This window comes from Nitrospirillum iridis, from assembly GCF_014205765.1.
GTDB classification, from domain to species: domain Bacteria; phylum Pseudomonadota; class Alphaproteobacteria; order Azospirillales; family Azospirillaceae; genus Nitrospirillum; species Nitrospirillum iridis.
The window spans coordinates 432422-449763 of the sequence record NZ_JACIIZ010000003.1; the positions used below are offsets into that span (position 1 = coordinate 432422).

17 protein-coding genes are annotated in these 17342 nt (G+C 66.1%); 11 read left to right on the forward strand and 6 right to left on the reverse strand.

Features of this window, described 5'->3' with window-relative positions:
* Positions 1-160: 160 nt before the first annotated feature.
* Entirely contained in the window at positions 161-1585 is a 1425-nt protein-coding gene (locus tag FHS74_RS07145; RefSeq protein WP_184798901.1) for a sensor histidine kinase, read from the forward strand.
* Positions 1582-4068, forward strand: coding sequence for a two-component system response regulator (locus tag FHS74_RS07150; RefSeq protein ID WP_184798903.1), 2487 nt, complete (start codon positions 1582-1584; stop codon positions 4066-4068). Before FHS74_RS07145 ends, FHS74_RS07150 begins: the two co-directional genes overlap by 4 nt.
* Before the next feature lie 72 nt (positions 4069-4140).
* Here FHS74_RS07150 and FHS74_RS07155 read toward each other — a convergent pair whose 3' ends face one another.
* Positions 4141-4566, reverse strand: a complete 426-nt coding sequence (locus FHS74_RS07155) for a hypothetical protein (protein ID WP_184798905.1) — start codon at positions 4564-4566, stop codon at positions 4141-4143.
* Positions 4567-4759: 193 nt separating this feature from the next.
* Here FHS74_RS07155 and rraA point away from each other — a divergent pair, with 193 nt between their 5' ends.
* Positions 4760-5236: a ribonuclease E activity regulator RraA gene (gene rraA, locus FHS74_RS07160; protein ID WP_184798907.1), complete on the forward strand. Its 477-nt coding sequence runs from the start codon at positions 4760-4762 to the stop codon at positions 5234-5236.
* Between the two features lie 82 nt (positions 5237-5318).
* On the opposite strand, the gene FHS74_RS07165 is transcribed toward rraA, so the two are convergent.
* Positions 5319-6182: a pirin family protein gene (locus FHS74_RS07165; protein WP_184798909.1), complete on the reverse strand. Its 864-nt coding sequence runs from the start codon at positions 6180-6182 to the stop codon at positions 5319-5321.
* A 231-nt stretch (positions 6183-6413) separates the two neighbouring features.
* Between FHS74_RS07165 and FHS74_RS07170 the strand changes: the two genes are divergently transcribed.
* The 3 genes from FHS74_RS07170 to FHS74_RS07180 all read left to right on the forward strand — a co-directional run bounded on the left by FHS74_RS07170 (position 6414) and on the right by FHS74_RS07180 (position 8281).
* Positions 6414-6860: a MaoC family dehydratase gene (locus tag FHS74_RS07170; RefSeq protein ID WP_184798912.1), complete on the forward strand. Its 447-nt coding sequence runs from the start codon at positions 6414-6416 to the stop codon at positions 6858-6860.
* 223 nt (positions 6861-7083) lie between these two features.
* On the forward strand, positions 7084-7695 hold the full coding sequence (locus FHS74_RS07175) for a hypothetical protein (RefSeq protein WP_184798914.1): 612 nt from the start codon (positions 7084-7086) through the stop codon (positions 7693-7695).
* Positions 7696-8068: 373 nt separating this feature from the next.
* Positions 8069-8281 (forward strand): hypothetical protein, encoded by a 213-nt coding sequence (locus tag FHS74_RS07180; protein WP_184798916.1) that lies wholly within the window; start codon positions 8069-8071, stop codon positions 8279-8281.
* Between the two features lie 64 nt (positions 8282-8345).
* On the opposite strand, the gene purU is transcribed toward FHS74_RS07180, so the two are convergent.
* Both purU and FHS74_RS07190 read right to left on the reverse strand, forming a co-directional pair.
* Positions 8346-9224, reverse strand: a complete 879-nt coding sequence (gene purU, locus FHS74_RS07185) for a formyltetrahydrofolate deformylase (protein WP_343066869.1) — start codon at positions 9222-9224, stop codon at positions 8346-8348.
* Positions 9225-9338: 114 nt separating this feature from the next.
* Positions 9339-10187 carry an IclR family transcriptional regulator gene (locus tag FHS74_RS07190; protein ID WP_184798918.1) on the reverse strand — a complete coding sequence of 283 codons (849 nt, stop codon included), beginning with the start codon at positions 10185-10187 and terminating at the stop codon, positions 9339-9341.
* Positions 10188-10384: 197 nt separating this feature from the next.
* Here FHS74_RS07190 and FHS74_RS07195 point away from each other — a divergent pair, with 197 nt between their 5' ends.
* The 5 genes from FHS74_RS07195 to FHS74_RS07215 all read left to right on the forward strand — a co-directional run bounded on the left by FHS74_RS07195 (position 10385) and on the right by FHS74_RS07215 (position 15166).
* Positions 10385-11446 (forward strand): aldo/keto reductase, encoded by a 1062-nt coding sequence (locus FHS74_RS07195; RefSeq protein WP_184798920.1) that lies wholly within the window; start codon positions 10385-10387, stop codon positions 11444-11446.
* Positions 11443-11760, forward strand: a complete 318-nt coding sequence (locus FHS74_RS07200) for a UxaA family hydrolase (RefSeq protein ID WP_184798922.1) — start codon at positions 11443-11445, stop codon at positions 11758-11760. Before FHS74_RS07195 ends, FHS74_RS07200 begins: the two co-directional genes overlap by 4 nt.
* Position 11761: 1 nt before the next feature.
* Positions 11762-12994: a UxaA family hydrolase gene (locus tag FHS74_RS07205; RefSeq protein WP_211106155.1), complete on the forward strand. Its 1233-nt coding sequence runs from the start codon at positions 11762-11764 to the stop codon at positions 12992-12994.
* 19 nt (positions 12995-13013) lie between these two features.
* Positions 13014-13742: an SDR family oxidoreductase gene (locus tag FHS74_RS07210; protein WP_184798924.1), complete on the forward strand. Its 729-nt coding sequence runs from the start codon at positions 13014-13016 to the stop codon at positions 13740-13742.
* Between the two features lie 92 nt (positions 13743-13834).
* Complete coding sequence (locus FHS74_RS07215; RefSeq protein WP_184798926.1) at positions 13835-15166, forward strand: phospholipase D-like domain-containing protein; 1332 nt, start codon at positions 13835-13837, stop codon at positions 15164-15166.
* Here the strand turns inward: FHS74_RS07215 and FHS74_RS07220 are convergent.
* Entirely contained in the window at positions 15163-15972 is an 810-nt protein-coding gene (locus FHS74_RS07220; RefSeq protein ID WP_343066870.1) for an amidohydrolase family protein, read from the reverse strand. The two genes, FHS74_RS07215 and FHS74_RS07220, sit on opposite strands and share 4 nt — an antisense overlap.
* Positions 15973-15982: 10 nt before the next feature.
* A complete protein-coding gene (gene fucP, locus FHS74_RS07225; protein WP_184798928.1) occupies positions 15983-17320 on the reverse strand; it encodes an L-fucose:H+ symporter permease in 1338 nt (445 codons plus the stop codon).
* Positions 17321-17342 lie beyond the last annotated feature (22 nt).

The following is a 17342-nucleotide window of genomic DNA, read 5'->3' on the forward strand; positions in this document are numbered from 1 at the left end:
GGTAAATTTGCCGCATTGAGATTCGGTTTTTATTGTGCCACCAAAGATAGATTTGGATGGAAAAGTCCGCCAGTATGGTGAGAATGCGCTGGACGGTTGTGAAACGTCTACGCGCTTCGCCGTGCGGCAGGATGTCTGCCAGCCAGGAGAAGGCACGCCCATGGACAAGCTTTCCCAGACCCCGTCAGACCCCGCCCCCCCACCCCAGCGCGATGGGCAACAATGGGCTTGGCAGATTGTGGAGTCGGCACCGACAGCCCTGGTCATGATCAACGGCCAGGGCCGTATTGATATGGTCAACGCGCAGGCGGAACGGGTTTTTGGGTATTCACGCGGCGAGATGCTGGGGCAAGCCATAGAAATGCTGGTGCCGGAGCGGTTCCGGGCGACGCATCCCGGTCTGCGCGCGTCGTTCTTCGCCATGCCGACCTCCCGCCCCATGGGCGCGGACCGGGACCTTTTCGGGCTGCGCCGGGACGGCACCGAATTTCCCATCGAAATCGGGCTTAACCCGATACAGACGGAGGCCGGGGTGATGGTGCTTTCCACCATCGTGGACATCACATCGCGCAAACGTCTGGAAGAACGCTTCCGCCGCGTGATCGAGTTCGCCCCCAACGCCATGGTCATGACCAACAGCCAGGGCCGCATCGAAATGGTCAATGCCCAGACCGAGGTGCTGTTTGGCTATTCGCGGGAGGAGTTGCTGGGCCAGCTTATCGAAGTTCTGGTTCCCCACCGTTTCCGAGGGGATCATCCCGGCAGGCGCGCCGATTTCTTCGCCACGCCGTCTTCCCGGCCCATGGGCGCCGGCAGGGATCTGTTCGGGTTGCGCCGTGATGGTGGCGAATTCCCCGTGGAGATCGGCTTGAACCCGATCGAAACCGATGAGGGGACGATGGTGCTGTCGGCCATCGTGGATATTTCGGATCGCAAACAGCGGGAGGAGCGTGTCCGCGCCTCGCTGAAAGAGAAAGAGACGCTGCTCGCGGAAATCCATCATCGCGTGAAAAACAACCTGCAAATTATTGACAGCCTTCTCAACTTGCAGCGCCTTCGGATTTCCGATGAGGGCGTGAGGGCGATGCTGTCCGATGCCCAGAACCGGGTCAGTTCCATGGCCCTCATCCACCAAACCCTGTACCAGTCCAAGAACTTCCAGGCGGTCGATTTCGGGAAATTCATCAACGCCCTGGTGCCGATCCTGATCGGCGCCTATGCCAAAACCCCCGAAGCCTGCCGCATTTCGGTGAACGCGCAGGAGGTGGCGATCCCGCTCAACGCCGCCATACCCTGCGGCCTGATCGTGAACGAACTGATCTCCAACGCCCTGAAGCATGCCTACGTGGATGGCCGCCAGGGCGAAATAAGCATCGAATTGCGGGATGAGGGAACAGGCCTGGCCCGCCTGTCGGTGACGGATGACGGCGTCGGTCTTCCCCCGGACCTGGACCTGGCGCAAACGGGAACGCTGGGCTTGCAACTGGTCACGCTGTTGGCCGACCAATTGGATGCCGAACTGGACGTGCACCGCGCCGCGCCTACGCGTTTCGTCCTGCGGTTCCCCAAGGAGCCCATAAAATGAGTGGGGCGCAAGAGCAGGCCACCAGCGTATTGATCGTCGAGGATGAGCGGATCATTGGCTTCAACTTGCGTCTGCAACTCGTTGCGCTCGGTTATCGTGTCACCGCCGTCGCGGCGTCGGGCGATCAGGCGCTGAAACGCATCCACGAACAACGCCCCGACGTCGTGCTGATGGACATTCACATCGATGGCGACATGGATGGCATCGATACCGCCGCGCGCATTCCCGATGATTGGCGCATTCCCGTCATTTACCTGACCGCCTATGCCGAGCAGAGCACCTTGGACCGGGCCAAGACGACGCGGCCATTCGGCTATCTTCTGAAACCCTTTTCAGAGCGGGAACTGCACGCCACCATACAGATGGCCCTGGAACGGCGCCGGGTGGAGGAGGCGCTCCGGGAAAGCGAGAAGCGCCTCAGCTTGGCCCTGGATGCCGCGGACATGGGGTGCTGGGAATTGGAACTGCCCACCCGGCGCATGGTGCGGAACATCCGCGCCAACAGCATCTTGGGCCTTCCCCCGGAAGAGGTGGCCGGATCGTGGGATGCTTTCCTCAACCGGATCCATGAGGAAGACCGCCATGCGGTCGACCGGGCGTTCAGCCAGGCCGGCTTCACCGACCAGGCGCAGGTGTTGGCTTTCCGCAGCGTCCTGACCAATGGAACCGTCCGCTGGCTCAAGACCCGGGCCAAGCGCTTCCCGTCCCCCACCAACGGGGCCGCCTTTGGGGATGTGCTGGCAGCGGGCGATGAGGCCAAGGTCGTCGGCGTCGTGCAGGACATCACCGAACAACGCGCCGTGGAGGACGAACTTCGCAAAGCGGCGACGGTGTTTGAAACCACCCACGATGGCATCCTCATCCTTGACGTGGACATGACCGTGCTTGCGGTCAACCCGGGCTATTGCGCGATGACCGGATATACCCTGGCCCAATCGCGGGGCCGCCCCGTGCCCATGGTGTCGGCCCAGTCGGCGGATTTTTCCGCGTCCGTGGAACGGGCGCTACGCCGGGAAGGCCATTGGCGGGGAGAAATCGCCGCCAACCATCGTGATGGTCACCCGTTGGCGCTGACGGTTGAGATCGCGGCCGTCAAGGATGCCAATGGCCTGTTCGCCCATCACGTCATGGTGATCACGGACATAACCGCCATCCGGCAAACCCAGCGCAAGCTCCAGCATCTGGCGCACTACGATCACCTGACCAATCTGCCCAATCGCCTGCTTGCCGCCGAGCGCTTGGAACAGGCCATCCATGGCGCCATGGCGCGGCAGCAGCGCATCGGCCTGCTGTTTGTCGACATCGACCACTTCAAGACGGTGAATGACACGCTGGGCCATGGCGTTGGTGATCAACTGCTGTGCGCGGTGGCCCAGCGCCTGCGCGACACCCTGCGGCCGGACGATACGGTGGCCCGCCTGGGGGGTGACGAATTCATGGTCATCCTGGAAGGCATCGACCGGCCGGAAACCGCTGCCGGTATGGCGGAGAAAATCCTCGCCGCGCTGGCGGTTCCCATCACGCTGGAACCGCATGAATTGGCCATGTCGGCCAGCATCGGGATCAGCCTGTTTCCGGAAAACGGGCGGACGCGCGATGACCTGATCCGCGCCGCGGACACCGCCATGTATGCCGCCAAGGATCTGGGCCGGCAGGGGTACGCGTTCTACACGCCGCAGATGACGATAGACGCCGTGGCCTTCATGACCAGCCTCAGCGACCTGCGTCGTGGCCTGGAGCGGGGGGAACTGGTGCTGCACTATCAGCCTCAGGTCACCCTGGACACGGGGGCCGTCGTCGGTGTCGAGGCGCTGATCCGCTGGCAACATCCCGACCGGGGCCTTCTTGGCGCTTACGACGTCATCCCCATCGCCGAGCAGAGCGGGCTGATCATCGAGATCGGCACCTGGGTCCTGCGCCAGGCATGCCGGCAGGCGCAAGCGTGGCGGGACGCCGGGCTGCCGGCCTTGCGCATTGCCGTCAATGTGTCAGCGCGACAATTCTCCTCCGGCAATCTGCCGTTGCTGGTATCCAGCATCCTGCAAGACACCGGCCTGCCGGCCGAGGCGCTGGAGATTGAGATCACGGAAAGCACCCTGCAAAGCGGGTACCGCACGATCAAGGTCGCCGAAGAGCTTCAGCAGATGGGGATCGTTCTGGCGATAGATGATTTTGGCACGGGATATTCCAGCCTGGGGTCGCTCAAGGCGCTGCCGATAACCCGCCTGAAAATCGACGCGTGCTTCATCCGGGAACTTCCCGACAATGACGATGACAAGGCCATCTGCGACGCGATCATCGCCATGGCGCAGCGCCTGCGGCTGGAAGTCATCGCCGAAGGGGTGGAAACGCCGGCGCAGCGTGCCTTCCTCCGCGAACGCGGCTGTAGTGAAGCGCAAGGCTACTTGTTCCATCGGCCCATGCCGGCTGACGCCATCGCGGCCTTGTTCATTGATGGTGACCACCGTCGCGCTACTGAATAGGAATGCCGTCGAAAAGTCCCCGGATGCTTTGCCATCCGGGGCTTTCCAGGGGTGGGGCTACCGATCAATAACTCAGTAGTGCGGGGCCCAATAAACGAAGGCGACGGTGTTCCATGAGGCCGGGCCATTGGGGCGGCCGCCGGCATCCTGGCCACCGATGACGAAGCCCGACAGGCTGGGATCGTCGAAGGGGATTTTCACCACGGTGGAGGGGGCGTAGCCGCCGCCGGGATCGTAGGACATGGTGATGTTCACGGTCCGGCCTTTACCGGGCGGCAGGATCAACTGGCCAACCAGCTTGTTGTCCTGGGCGCCCGTTCCGGTCCAGGTGACCGGCGCCTGGCCAGTGGCCTCGATCACGATGCGCTGGGCCCAATAGGCTGAATTGGTGAAGCCATTGATCTTGATCGTCGTGCCATCGGGCACTGGGAAGGTGGCGGTATTGTACATGCGTTCCTCCGGGGCTTGAGGTTGCCGCTCGACAACCTTCGCGCGCATAAACGAGGAACCACCCATACATCGTTTAGCGGGTATTTCATACAAAATTAGGTTATGAGGGTTGTGTTCTGTCCCCCTACGCGGTGCCGCTGTCGCGCGCGGTTCCCATGCTACCCGCCGTTGCCGCTGCCACGCCGCCGTGAAACGCGCTAAGATCGGCACGGGAAAACCCTGGCAGGAGAAGGAAAGCGGCATGACCCATCGCACCGCCGATCTTGTCGACGCCTATGAGGACAGCCTGCAAAGCTGTGAGATCCAGTTCCGTTCCTTCGGGGGCCGTACGGCCTTTCACGGCCCCATCCGCACCGTGCGTTGCCATGAGGACAACGCCCTGCTGAAGCACACGCTGTCGGAGGCGGGGGAGGGCGCGGTGCTGGTGGTGGACGGCCACGGGTCCCTGCGCACCGCCCTTGTGGGCGATATCATCGCCGGCTTGGCCTACAAGCACGGCTGGGCTGGGCTGGTGCTATGGGGGGCCGTGCGCGACAGCGCGGCGTTGGCCAACATCGACATCGGAATCAAGGCCCTGGGCACCAATCCGAAGAAAAGCACCAAGACGGGGGCTGGCCAACTGGATGTGCCGCTGTCCTTCGGTGGCACCCATTTCACCCCCGGCGCTTGGCTCTACGCCGACGAGGACGGTATCGTCGTCAGCGCCACGCGCTTGTGATGTCCTCCAACGCCCGGCCGCCACATCCTTGGGCCTGGTTTCCACGGCCCGCGCCCCGCGGTGCCCGGCACCGGCGGACCTGTCAGCCGGGCAGCGGAATGAACTCCTTGTCGTCCAGGTCCGGCAACTTCATGCGGCCGGCGCGCCAGTCGGCCTTGGCCTGCTCGATCCGCTCCTTGCGGGAGGAGACGAAGTTCCAGTCGATGTAGCGGTCGCCCAGCGGCTCCCCACCCAGCAGCATGACCACGGCCGGCGTCGTCGCGGTGAACAGCACCGGCTGGCCGGGGGTGAACACCAGCATGTGGCCGGCCTCGACCGTGCGGCCCTCCACCTCCACCGAGCCGACGGCGACATAGGCCGCCCGCTCCGGATATTCCGCCGGCAACTGCGCCTTGGTGCCGGGCTGCAGCACCCAGTGCACGTAGAACAGGGGGGAGTGGGTCTTGACCTTGGCCTCGGCGCCGAAGGCCTTGCCCGCCACCAGGCGGGCCCACAGGCCGCCATGTTCATAGGTCGGCAGGTCGTCCGGGCCATGGTGATGGAAACTGGGGGCCGTCTCCTCGTCCGCCTCGGGTAGGGCGACCCAGGCCTGGATGCCATGCAGGGCGCCGCCCTCGGCCCGCGCCTTCTCGAAGCGTTCGGAATGGGTGATGCCGCTGCCGGCCGTCATCCAGTTGACCTCGCCGGGACGGATGGCCTGTTCGGAGCCCACGCTGTCGCGGTGCATGATTTCGCCATCGAACAGGTAGGTGACGGTGGAAAGACCGATATGGGGGTGCGGGCGCACGTCGCGCTCCAGCGGGATGCCCTGGGGGAAATCAACCGGCCCCATATGATCGAAGAAGACGAAGGGGCCGACATGGCGGCGCTGGGCCACGGGCAGGATGCGCCCGACCTCGAATCCGCCCAAGTCGCGCCGCCTCTGGTCGATGACGAGTTCGATCATGATTGCCCGCTCCCTTTTTCAATGGCGCGAAAGCATGCCAAGGACCCGCCGCCGGATCAACCGACCGGGCGTGTGGCGCCACGCTTCATTCCAGGTGACGCAACAGGGCGGTGGCGGTGCTGCCCGCCAATTTGGCATCCTGGGACACCGGTGGCCCGCGGTCATTCCCGCTGGGGGCGATCGCGACCGGGTCTCCGTCATAAGAACCATCCCTGGGGAGGACGTACCTGAATGCTGACTGTCGACATGGCCGACCTGCCCGCGCTGGCGGGGCGTGACCTTGGGTGCTCCGACTGGATGGTGGTGGACCAGGGGCGCATCGACCGTTTCGCCGACGCCACGGACGATCACCAGTGGATCCACGTGGACGTGCCGCGCGCCACGCAGGAATTGGGCGGCACCATCGCCCATGGCTTCCTTACCCTCTCCCTGCTGGCGGCCATGAGTTATCAGACCCTGGAGGTGCGCGACGCGAGGCGGGGGGTGAATTATGGCTTCAACAAGATCCGCTTCCTGGCGCCCGTGCCGGCCGGTGCCCGCGTCCGTTCCCGCCAGACCCTGGACACGGTTGAGGAAAAGGCCGGGGGCCTGATCCTGACCCGCACCGTTACCATCGACATCGAGGGCCAGGAAAAGCCGGCACTCGTGGCCGAATGGCTGACCGCCGTCTATCGCTGAAGTCCAGTGAAGCATCCGGCCAAAGGCCTATATGAGGAAAAACAGGCTTCTTAGTTTCATGCAATCATTTGATAAAATAATGATCTGTTAAGATGGGCATACGCAAATGAAGGATGAGATGATGCCCAATTATGGCCATATTGATGAGGTCAACTCCGCCTGGTAGCGGCAGGCGCATCGTTTTCATGAGATGCCCGCCGTACACGAATACGGAGGAAGAACCATGAATACCCGTCTTCTCCTGAGTGGTGCCGCCCTGGCGGCTCTGATCGCCGGCACGGCCAACGCCCAGATCATTGGTGGTCATGCCGCCGGCGCCGTCACCGGTACCTTGAACGGCACAATGAGCGCGCCCACTGTGGGTTCGGTGGGCGGCGGTTCGCTGATCACGCGGCAGGCTGGCGGCACCGCCGCCGCCGTCGCGGCGGATGGCGTGACGGACAAGGCTGCGACCGCGACGCGGGCCACCGTCGATGCCGCCAAGGCCAATGCCGATGAGGCCGGCAACACGGTGACGAACACGGCCGCGACCACCCAGGATGTCGAGAATGGCACCGTCGCCGGCGCCATGGGGGTGACCAACGGCACCGCCACGGGGGCCACCCAAACCACCGGCAGCACCAATGCCACCGTTGGCGCCACCCAGGGGCCCACCGTCCTCAACGGTAATGTTGGCGCCTCGGCCAGCACCAGCGGTTCCCAGCGCCACAGTGACGTCTCCGGCACCGGCACCACCGCCGTGCAGGCTCAGACCGACGTCTCGGCCGCCGGCACCTCAGCCAATGTCACCGGTTCCGCCGGCGCCGTGACCCGCACCAGCGTCACTCCCCGCTAGAGCGGATCGCCCGAAGGCGGAATCGCCTTTGGGCGTGAAGCCGCTCGCGGACAGACTGAGCTATAGCCGGCTGTGGTTCCGATTAAACGCAGCCGGCTATAGAGTGCGATCGGTTCAGCTGGAAACAACTGAACCGTGAATCGCACGACGTGACAAAGTTTAGAGTCTTTCCGGCGATTCAACGAAAGCCGGAAAGACTCTAAATCCCAGGGGCCTGTTGAGAGGAGGGGCGGGGGTGGTCGACGGGCCGACCCGCCCATTTCCCATGACCAATCCCCATGACCACAATGTCGCGTTCCGGCGATCGCCTGTCCATGCTAGATCGGATCAAGGGCGCCCGTCGGGGGCGTTGGGTGGGAAAGAGAGGCGCGCCATGACGTGGAAGGGCGTGGGCAAGGTGATCAACATCGTGCTGTTGATCGCCATTGTGATCCTGATGCCGCTCTTGATTCGTCTGGCGATTGAGAAACCGTCCCTGCGGAACGTCTCTCCAATCCTGATCCTGCTTGTGGTCGGCGCCAAAACCATCCTGCGTATGACGGGATGGCGGGGTCGCATAAGCCAGGCGCGCTCCGCTGGGATGTAGGGCGGACCGCGTGGTCGCGTTCCGCCATCAGGCGCACCGTCAGGCCGCTCCCGCTTCCCCTATTTCAGTTGAAGACGATGGTCTTCTGTCCCGTCACCAGGATGCGGCGTTCGATGTGCCAGCGCACGGCGCGGGCCAGGACGGCGCATTCGATGTCGCGGCCGATATCCACCAAATCCTCCGGGGTCTGGGTGTGGTCCACCCGCTCGATACCCTGCTCGATGATGGGCCCTTCGTCCAGGTCGGTGGTCACGTAGTGGGCGGTGGCGCCGATGAGCTTCACGCCGCGGGAGTGGGCCTGGTGATAGGGCTTGGCCCCCTTGAAGCTGGGCAGGAAGGAATGGTGGATGTTGATGCAGCGCCCCGCCAGCTGGCCGCACAGATCAGCTGACAGAATCTGCATGTAGCGGGCCAGCACCACCAGGTCGGCCCCCGACTTGCTCACGATGTCCATGAAGGCCGCCTCCTGCGCCGCCTTGTCCCCCTTCAGGGGCAGGTGGTGATAGGGGATGCCGCTCCATTCCACGAAGGACCGCATGTCGTCATGGTTCGAGATGACCGCCGGGATGTCGATGGGCAGGGAACCGGACCTGGCCCGGTGCAGCAGGTCATACAGGCAGTGGCCGAACCTGGACACGGCGATGACCACCTTGGGCTTCACCGTCATGTCCACCAGTTGCCAGTCCATGTGGAAGCGACGGGCGATCAGCTTGAAACCCTGGCGGAGGCTATCCAGGTCGGGGAAGCCCGGCCCATCCGGCCGGAAGGCAGTGCGCATGGAAAAGCTGTTGGTCAGCTGATCATTGAAGTGGTTGGACTCGGTGATCGAGGCGTCGTTGTCCGCCAGATAGCTGGAGACGGCGGCCACCACGCCCTTCACGTCGGGGCAGGTCAGGACCAGGACGTAGGGGCTGTGCAGGGCGGGGGTCTTCTGCGACGTCACGGCGAACTATTCCTTAAGGCGGGCAGGCTGTATTTGGAAGGAAGTTGCCCGGGTCTAGCATAAACCACGGCCGGAACACAGCCCCGCGCGGACGCATAACGGTCATCCCCGCCCTCAACTCCTTTCCGTCAGATCATGGGCTATCTGGCGGGCGGTTGCCTGCAACAGGCCTATGGTTTCAGGCAAGGTCCGGGTGAGGGGCGTGTGCTGGACGAAGGGGACGGTCAGGGCCGCCACCGCGGCACCGGTGCCGCCGCCCGTGGTGCCAATGACGGGCGCGGACAGGTCCATGACCCCCATGACATAGTCGCTGGCCGCCTGTTCATAGCCTTGGGCCCGCACAGTGGCGGCCCGCTCGGCGAAGGATGCCACGCGATCGGGGCCCACCGCCCGCTCCAGCATGGCGCGCCAGGCGGCCTGCACGGGCGGAGGCTGGAAGGCGTACAGCACCATGCCGGACGTGGCCTCCACCAGGCTGCGGTGATATCCCGGCCGGACGGAGAAACCCAGGTGCCCCGGGTTTTCGATGCGCGCCACCACCACCATCTGGTCGTCGGACGCCACCGCCAGATGGCACGACTGACCGATGGCCAGGGTCAGGTCCCGCATCAGGGGCAGTGCGGCCTCCAGCAGGGTCCGCACCGGGGCCCGCGCCATGCCCAGGGTGAACAGCTTGTTGGTCAGCTCATACCCGTCCGCCGTCGCCGCCGGGGCGATGTAGCCCCGGAATTCCAGAACCTGGATCATCCGGAACAGTTCGCTGACCGAGCGTTTCAGATGCAGGGAGATCTGGGAAGGCGTCATGGGGGCGCCATGGCTGGCCAGCAGCTCCAGGATGTCCAAGCCCTTTTCCAAGGCGGGCGCGCGGTATTTGCGCACGGTCTCGCCATCCCCCGCCGGATCATCAGCCGGGTCCAGATCGGGAAGGGAAACGCCGGGAGCGATGGGGGGGGCGGCGGTCATGGGGCATCCAGCCAGGGCGTGGGGCTTTCCCGGCTATGCCATCTGAGCGGCCGGGGGGCAAGGGACGGCGTGCGGAACGGAGGTTGGTGGCCGTGGCTTGACTTCCCTGGCGTTCGCGACGATTTTATATGCGGAAGGTGATTTCGTATATAAATGAGAGTCACCCCCTTCTGGGAGTATCAGCGGTGGCCCCCCCCATGGACGCATCGTCCGACTCAGTCTCATCCTTCATCACCCGCTGTCCGGCCTTGCCCCCGCTGGGATTCGGCGCGGCGGCCATCGGCAACCTGTACCAGCCGGTGGACGATACGGTCGCCCATGCCGCCGTGACCGCCGCCGTAGCCGCCGGCATCCGCTATATCGACACCGCACCGCATTACGGCTTCGGCCTCAGCGAAAGCCGCCTGGGCGCGGTGCTTGCCGACCTGGACCCGGCCGAGGATCTGCTGCTGTCCACCAAGGTGGGCCGCGTCCTGGTTCCGATCAGCGGCGACGGGCAAGGGGGGCGCCATGGCTTCGCCGCTGCCGCCCCCTATGAGCCGGTGTTCGACTACAGCTATGACGGCGTCATGCGCTCCTACACCGAAAGCCGCCGACGGTTGGGCCGTGATCGCATAGACCTGTTGCTGGCCCATGACCTCGGGACGGCCACGCACGGTGACGCCCACGGCCATCACTTCCGTCAGTTCCTGGACGGTGGCTACCGGGCCATGCGCGATTTGCGGGACGAGGGGGCGGTCGGTGCCATCGGTCTCGGCGTGAACGAGTGGCAGGTGTGCCTGGAAGCGCTGGGCCATGCCGAGTTTGATGTCGTGCTGCTGGCCGGCCGCTACACCCTGCTGGAACAGACCGCGCTGGACACCTTCTTTCCGGCCTGCGAGGCGCGCGGGATCAAGGTCATCATCGGCGGCCCCTATAATTCCGGCATCCTGGTGAACGGCACCCGCGGCGCGACACCCCTGCATTACAATTACGAACCGGCGCCCCCGGCCATCGTTGACCACGTGCGCCGTCTGGAAGCGCTATGCGACCGGTTCGGCGTGCCTCTGGCCGCAGCGGCGCTGCAATTTCCCCTGGCTCATCCGGCGGTGGTCAGTGTCATCCCCGGCATGGCCGATGGGGGGCAGGTGGCCCAGACCCAGGCCCTGATGAATGTCGCCATACCGCCGGGGCTATGGCAGGCCCTGCGCGCCGATGGCCTGCTGCACCCCGCCGCCCCGACACCGTCCTCCCCCTCCAGCGCTGGGAAAGTCGCATGAGCACCCCCATCTCCCCCCTCATCCTGCTGCATCCGGATGACACCGTGCTGGTTGTCCGCGCCGCCATCCGCGCCGGCGACGCCCTGGACATCGACGGCAACCCCGTCATCGCCGCCCAGGACGTGACCGTGGGCCACAAGCTGGCCCGACGGTCCCTGGCCGCCGGCGACAAGGTGCTGAAATACGGGGCGCCCATCGGGTCCATGACCGCCGACGTGGCGATGGGCGGCCATGTCCACATGCACAACATGAAAAGCGACTATATCGCCAGCCATACCCGACAAGTGGTCGGCGGCGGCGAAGGGGGCCATTGACATGGGAAGCGATGAAATGGGGACCGGTGAGATGCGCGGATTTCTGAGGAGCGACGGGCGCAAGGGCATCCGTAACGTCGTCGTCGTCGCCTATCTGGTGGAATGCGCCCACCACGTGGCCCGCCGCATCGTGACGCTCAGCGACGATATGGACGTCCACCTGATCGGCTTTCCCGGTTGCTACCCCAACACCTACGCCTTCGACATCATGACCAAGCTGTGCACCCACCCCAATGTGGGGGGCGTGCTGCTGTTGTCGCTGGGTTGTGAGAGCTTCAACCGCGAAGCCCTGCGCCAGGCGGTGGCCGCCAGCGGCCGGCCGGTGGAAACCTTGGTCATCCAGCAGGCCGGCGGCACCAGGGCCACCATCGAGGCCGGACGCGACGCGGTCACCCGCCTGAAGGCCATCGCCGACCAGACGCCGGTGGTGCCCATGGCGCGGCACGAACTGGTGGTGGGCACCATCTGCGGCGGGTCCGACGGCACCAGCGGCATCAGTGCCAATCCGGCCGTGGGCCGCTGCTTCGACTGGCTGGTGGAAGCGGGCGCCACCTGCATCTTCGAGGAGACGGGCGAACTGGTGGGCTGCGAGCGCATCATGTCCGACCGCGCCGTCACGCCCGAACTGGGGGCGGAGATCGAAGCCTGTGTGCAGAAGGCGGAGCGCTACTACACCATCATGGGCTTCGGCAGCTTCGCCCCCGGCAATGCCGAGGGGGGCCTGACCACCCAGGAGGAGAAGTCCATGGGCGCCTACTCCAAATCCGGCTCCTCCCCCATCAGCGGCCTGATCAAGCCTGGCGACATCCCGCCCAGCGGCGGCCTTTACCTCATGGACGTGGTGCCGGATGGCGAACCGCGCTTCGGCTTCCCCAACATCTCCGACAACGCCGAGATCGTGGAACTGATCGCGTCGGGCAGCCATGTCATCCTGTTCACCACCGGCCGTGGCTCCGTCGTCGGCTCCGCCATCTCCCCCGTCATCAAGGTCTGCGCCAATCCCGAGACCTATGCCCGGCTGTCCGATGACATGGATGTGAACGCCGGCCGCATCCTGGAGGGCAAGGCCACCCTGGACGAGGTGGGTGCGGAAATCCTGACCCGCGTCGAGGCCGCCGCATCGGGGGAGCGCACGGTCTCGGAAGCCCTGGGCCACCAGGAGTTCATCCTGACTTACAAATCATTCGAGCCGGTGGGCCCCGCCTGCCTGCCGACGCGCGGCCGCGCGGCCTGACAATAGAGGACACAGCATCATGGGACGCTTAGAGGGGAAAACGGCGCTGGTGACGGCGGCGGCGCAGGGCATTGGTCGCGCGGCGGCGGAGCTGTTCGCGCGGGAGGGGGCCACGGTCTACGCCACCGACATCAACACCGACCGCTTGGCCGAGGTGGCGAACTGCGTCCACCGCCGACTGGATGTCCGCGATGACGCGCAGGTCCAGGCCCTCGCGGCGGAGATCGGCACCCTGGACGTGCTGTTCAACTGCGCTGGCTATGTCCACGCGGGCACCATCCTGGAGTGCGACCCCGCCGCCTGGGACTTCTCCTGGGACCTGAACGTCAGCGCCATGTATCGCACCATCCGCGCCTTCCTGCCCGGCATGCTGGCGGCGGGGCAGGGCAGCATCGTCAACATGTCTTCCGTCGCCAGCTCCATCAAGGGCGTGCCGAACCGCTTCGCCTATGGCGCCACCAAGGCGGCCGTCATCGGCCTGACCAAGGCGGTGGCGGCGGATTTCGTCGGCAAGGGCGTGCGCTGCAACGCCATCTGCCCAGGCACGGTGCATACCCCGTCGCTGGATGAGCGTCTGGCCGCCACTGGCGACTATGCCGCGGCCCAGGCCGCCTTCGTCGCCCGCCAGCCCATGGGGCGCCTGGGCCGGGCGGAGGAGATCGCTGAATTGGCGCTCTATCTGGCCGGCGACGCGTCGGCCTTCACCACCGGCGCCATCCACGTCATCGATGGCGGGTGGACGGCCTAGGCCCATCCGCCGGCCCGCCTAGTCCGGAAATCGGTCCCACCCCGCCGCTGGTCGCAATGGCCGGCCGGCGGCGGCGGTGGCACAGTCCGGCCATGCCGCCCAGCCTCAGTTTCCTCAGAACAACCTTCATCGGCCTCGCCCTGGTGGGGGCGCTGGGGGGATGCGCCACGCTGCCATCGGCCGATCCGGACATCGCCCGCGCCCTGGCCACGGCCGAGGACGGCAGCCGGCTGGACCTGCTGCGCCGCCAGGGGGAGTTGATCGCGGGCGTGCCCTTCGTCGGCGGCAACAGCGTCACCCTGCTGCAAAGCGGCACCGCCACCTATGCCGCCATGGATGCCGCCATCGACGGCGCCCGCATCCGCATCGACATGGAAAGTTATGAGTTCGATGGGGTTGAGGGATCCCGCTTCGCCGAGAAGCTAGTGGCCAAGCGGGCGGCGGGGGTGGAGGTCAACCTGATCTACGACGCCTGGGGCTCGCAGGATACGCCGGCCGGCGTCATCGACCGGCTGCGCCAGGGCGGCGTCAACCTGCTGGTGTTCAACCCGGTCGACCCGGGCAGCCTGCTGACCCTGGACATCAACCACCGCGACCATCGCAAGCTGCTGATCGTGGACAACGCCGTGGCCATTGTCGGCGGCGTGAACATCAGCGAGGTCTACGACCGGCGCCATCATCTGGGGCCGGGGGCGGAGAACCAGGATCCCGAACAGCGCCCCTGGCGCGACACCGATGTGCGTATCGCCGGACCCGGTGTGGCGGAGTTCCAGCGCCTCTACGCCCAAACCTGGGAGCAACAGCGTCAGGGGCGGGGAGGCGATGCCGCCCCAGCCCTGGCCCCGCCGCCGCCAGCACCACGGACCCGGCCGGGCAACGTCGTCCTGCAGGCGCTCAGCGGCGCGCCGAGCCAGGGGCGCCCGCTGATCTACCGCAGCCTGCTGGTGGCGGTGACCCTGGCGCGTGCCTCCGTTCATCTGACCACGGGCTACTTCGTCCCGACGCCGGATCTGGCACGCGCCCTGCGCCAGGCGGCCCGGCGGGGCGTGGACGTCACGGTGCTGGTTCCCGGGCCCAGCGACAGCCCCCTGTCGGTCATGGCGGGCCGCGCCTACTACGAAGACCTGTTGGAAGATGGCGTGCACATCTACGAGTATGCCGACGCCATCCTGCATGCCAAAACGGCCGTCATTGACGGCGACTGGTCCACCGTGGGCTCCTCCAACCTCGACTGGCGCAGCGTGGCCTTCAACAATGAGATCAATGCCGTCGTGCTGGGCGCTGGATTCGGCCAGGAGATGGAGACCATGTTCCAGCGCGACCTGAGACATGCCAAGGCCATAGACCCGCAAGCCTGGTCCCGTCGCGGGCTGGGTGAACGCCTGGGGGAATGGGGCGCCCGCCTGGTGGAACAGGTGCTCTAAAGCCGGTAGAAATGCCGGGCCGTGCCCCCGAAGACCGCGGCATGCGCGGCCGCCGGCACCAGGTCTTGGGCCATCGCCAGCCAGCCGGCATAGTCCCCGGCCAGGTTGACCACCGGCCAGTCGCTGCCCCACATCAGCCGGTCGGGACCGAATGCGTCCAGCAGCACGTCGACGTAGGGCCTAAGGTGCGCCGCGCCCCGGCACTCCCCCGCTTCCGTCAGCAGGCCGGACAGCTTGCAATGCACGCCCGGCAGGGCGGCCAAGTCCCGCATCCGCGCCGCCCAGTCGTGGATCTCACCCCGCGCGATGAATGGCTTGGCGCCATGGTCGATGACGAGGGCTAGATCAGGGTGCCGCCGCGCGAAATCCAACAACGACGGCAGATGCGGCGGCAGGACCAGGGCGTCGAAGGTCAGGCCGTGAGCGACCATGGCGCGGATGCCGGGATCGACGCCTGGGTCTGCGATCCAGTCCACGGGCAGGGACTGCAACATGGGGCGCAGGCCCCGCATCTTGGGCGCGGCCGCCAGGGCGGCGATGCGGGTGGGGGCGTCGGGCGCCTTCAGGTCGGCCCAGCCGACAACGCCCAGGATGAAGGGATGACGGGCGGCCTCCGCCAGCAGGAAGTCGGTATCCTCAGCGCAGGGCTGGGACTGGACCAGCACGCCACCGGTGACGCCCAGCGGGCGTGCCAGGGCCGCCACCTCCGCCACCGCGTGGTCGCGATGGATGACGGGCAGGTCCGGCGTTGGCCAAACCTGCCCATGACGGCCCAGGCGCCAGACATGCTGGTGCGCGTCGATCACGATCGGTCCCTCAATGTGTGGCCACGGCCTTCAGGCGGGTGCCGTTTTCCCCCGCCGGGGCATGGCGGCCCACCAGGCTGAAGGCGCCGACCACGGCGAAGCAGGCGGCCGGCACCACCATGGCGACGGCGATGGACGCCATGTCCGACACCCGGCCCATGGCAACGGGGACGGCGGCGCCGCCAATGATGGCCATGACCTGCCAGGAGGAGCCCAGCTTGGTCAGCGGTCCCAGGCCCCGCAGCGACAGGGCGAAGATGGTGGGGAACATGATGGACATGAAAAAGCTGGTGGCGATCATGGCGCCCAGGCCCAGCCAGCCCCCGCCGAACGCCCCCACCAGGCACAGCAGGACGTTGGCGGCGGCGAACAGGCCCATCAGACGCTCCGCCGCCACGCGGCCCATCAGGGCGGTGCCGGCGAACCGCCCGACCATGAAAGCCACCAGGGACAGGGTGAGATAGGCGGCCGCCGTCTTTTCCCCCGTGCCCGGCACCGCGTGCTGGGCATAGCGGATCAGGAAGCTCCAAACCCCCACCTGGGCGCCGACATAGAAGAACTGCGCGCCCACGCCGAACAGGAAATGCCGGTAGCGCAGCAGGCGGCGAAAGCCGCCCTCGACGGGCGGGGCGTCGCCCGTATCCTCCTCCGGTCCATCCACCAGCTTGGGGAAGCGCACGGCGAACACCACCGCCGCCCACAGCAGCACCAGCAATCCCAGCACGAGGTAGGAGGACTGCGCCGCCATTGCCTCGGTATCGCGGAACCGGGCCAGCGCCGCCGGGTCCAGGGCGGCCAGCTGCTCGGGCGTGTATTCCACGCCGGACAGGATGAATTCGCGGCCCACCAGCACGCCGGTGATGGCGCCCAGCGGGTTGAAGGCCTGGGCCAGATTCAGGCGCCGCTCCGCCCCGGCCGGGTCGCCCAGCACGGTCATCAGCGGGTTGGCGGAGGTCTCCAGGAAGGCGAGGCCGCTGGCGATGACGAACAGCGCGCCGAGGAAGGCGCTATAGGCCCGCAGTTCGGCGGCCGGGTAGAACAGCAGGGCACCAACGCCATAGAGCGCCAGGCCCAGGACGATGGCGGCCTTGTACCCATAGCGCCGGGCGAACAGGGCGGCCGGCATGGCGCAGAAGAAATAGCCCAGATAAAAGGCGGACTGCACCAGGCCCGACTGCCAATCCTGGAGGTCGAAGGCCTTGCGGAACTGCGCGATCAACACGTCGTTCAGGTTGTTGGCGACGCCCCAGAGAAAAAACAGGCTGACGATCAGGGCGATGGGAATGCGCCATCGCGCGTCTTTACGTGAGTGGGTCGCTTGGTGCTGCTGCGGGCTGCCGTCCGTCATGTCCCCTCCCAGGGTATTTTTA

Excerpts from the sequence above, each read along its gene's own strand:
- FHS74_RS07205 (WP_211106155.1), top strand. The coding sequence starts at position 11,762 with ATGGGAAGCGATGAAATGGGGACCGGTGAGATGCGCGGATTTCTGAGG.
- FHS74_RS07180 (WP_184798916.1), top strand. The coding sequence starts at position 8,069 with ATGACGTGGAAGGGCGTGGGCAAGGTGATCAACATCGTGCTGTTGATC.
- rraA (WP_184798907.1), top strand. The coding sequence starts at position 4,760 with ATGACCCATCGCACCGCCGATCTTGTCGACGCCTATGAGGACAGCCTG.
- FHS74_RS07195 (WP_184798920.1), top strand. The coding sequence starts at position 10,385 with ATGGACGCATCGTCCGACTCAGTCTCATCCTTCATCACCCGCTGTCCG.
- fucP (WP_184798928.1), bottom strand. The coding sequence starts at position 17,320 with ATGACGGACGGCAGCCCGCAGCAGCACCAAGCGACCCACTCACGTAAA.
- FHS74_RS07215 (WP_184798926.1), top strand. The coding sequence starts at position 13,835 with ATGCCGCCCAGCCTCAGTTTCCTCAGAACAACCTTCATCGGCCTCGCC.
- FHS74_RS07155 (WP_184798905.1), bottom strand. The coding sequence starts at position 4,566 with ATGCGCGCGAAGGTTGTCGAGCGGCAACCTCAAGCCCCGGAGGAACGC.
- FHS74_RS07190 (WP_184798918.1), bottom strand. The coding sequence starts at position 10,187 with ATGACCGCCGCCCCCCCCATCGCTCCCGGCGTTTCCCTTCCCGATCTG.
- FHS74_RS07175 (WP_184798914.1), top strand. The coding sequence starts at position 7,084 with ATGAATACCCGTCTTCTCCTGAGTGGTGCCGCCCTGGCGGCTCTGATC.
- FHS74_RS07150 (WP_184798903.1), top strand. The coding sequence starts at position 1,582 with ATGAGTGGGGCGCAAGAGCAGGCCACCAGCGTATTGATCGTCGAGGAT.
- FHS74_RS07145 (WP_184798901.1), top strand. The coding sequence starts at position 161 with ATGGACAAGCTTTCCCAGACCCCGTCAGACCCCGCCCCCCCACCCCAG.
- FHS74_RS07165 (WP_184798909.1), bottom strand. The coding sequence starts at position 6,182 with ATGATCGAACTCGTCATCGACCAGAGGCGGCGCGACTTGGGCGGATTC.
- FHS74_RS07210 (WP_184798924.1), top strand. The coding sequence starts at position 13,014 with ATGGGACGCTTAGAGGGGAAAACGGCGCTGGTGACGGCGGCGGCGCAG.
- FHS74_RS07170 (WP_184798912.1), top strand. The coding sequence starts at position 6,414 with ATGCTGACTGTCGACATGGCCGACCTGCCCGCGCTGGCGGGGCGTGAC.
- FHS74_RS07200 (WP_184798922.1), top strand. The coding sequence starts at position 11,443 with ATGAGCACCCCCATCTCCCCCCTCATCCTGCTGCATCCGGATGACACC.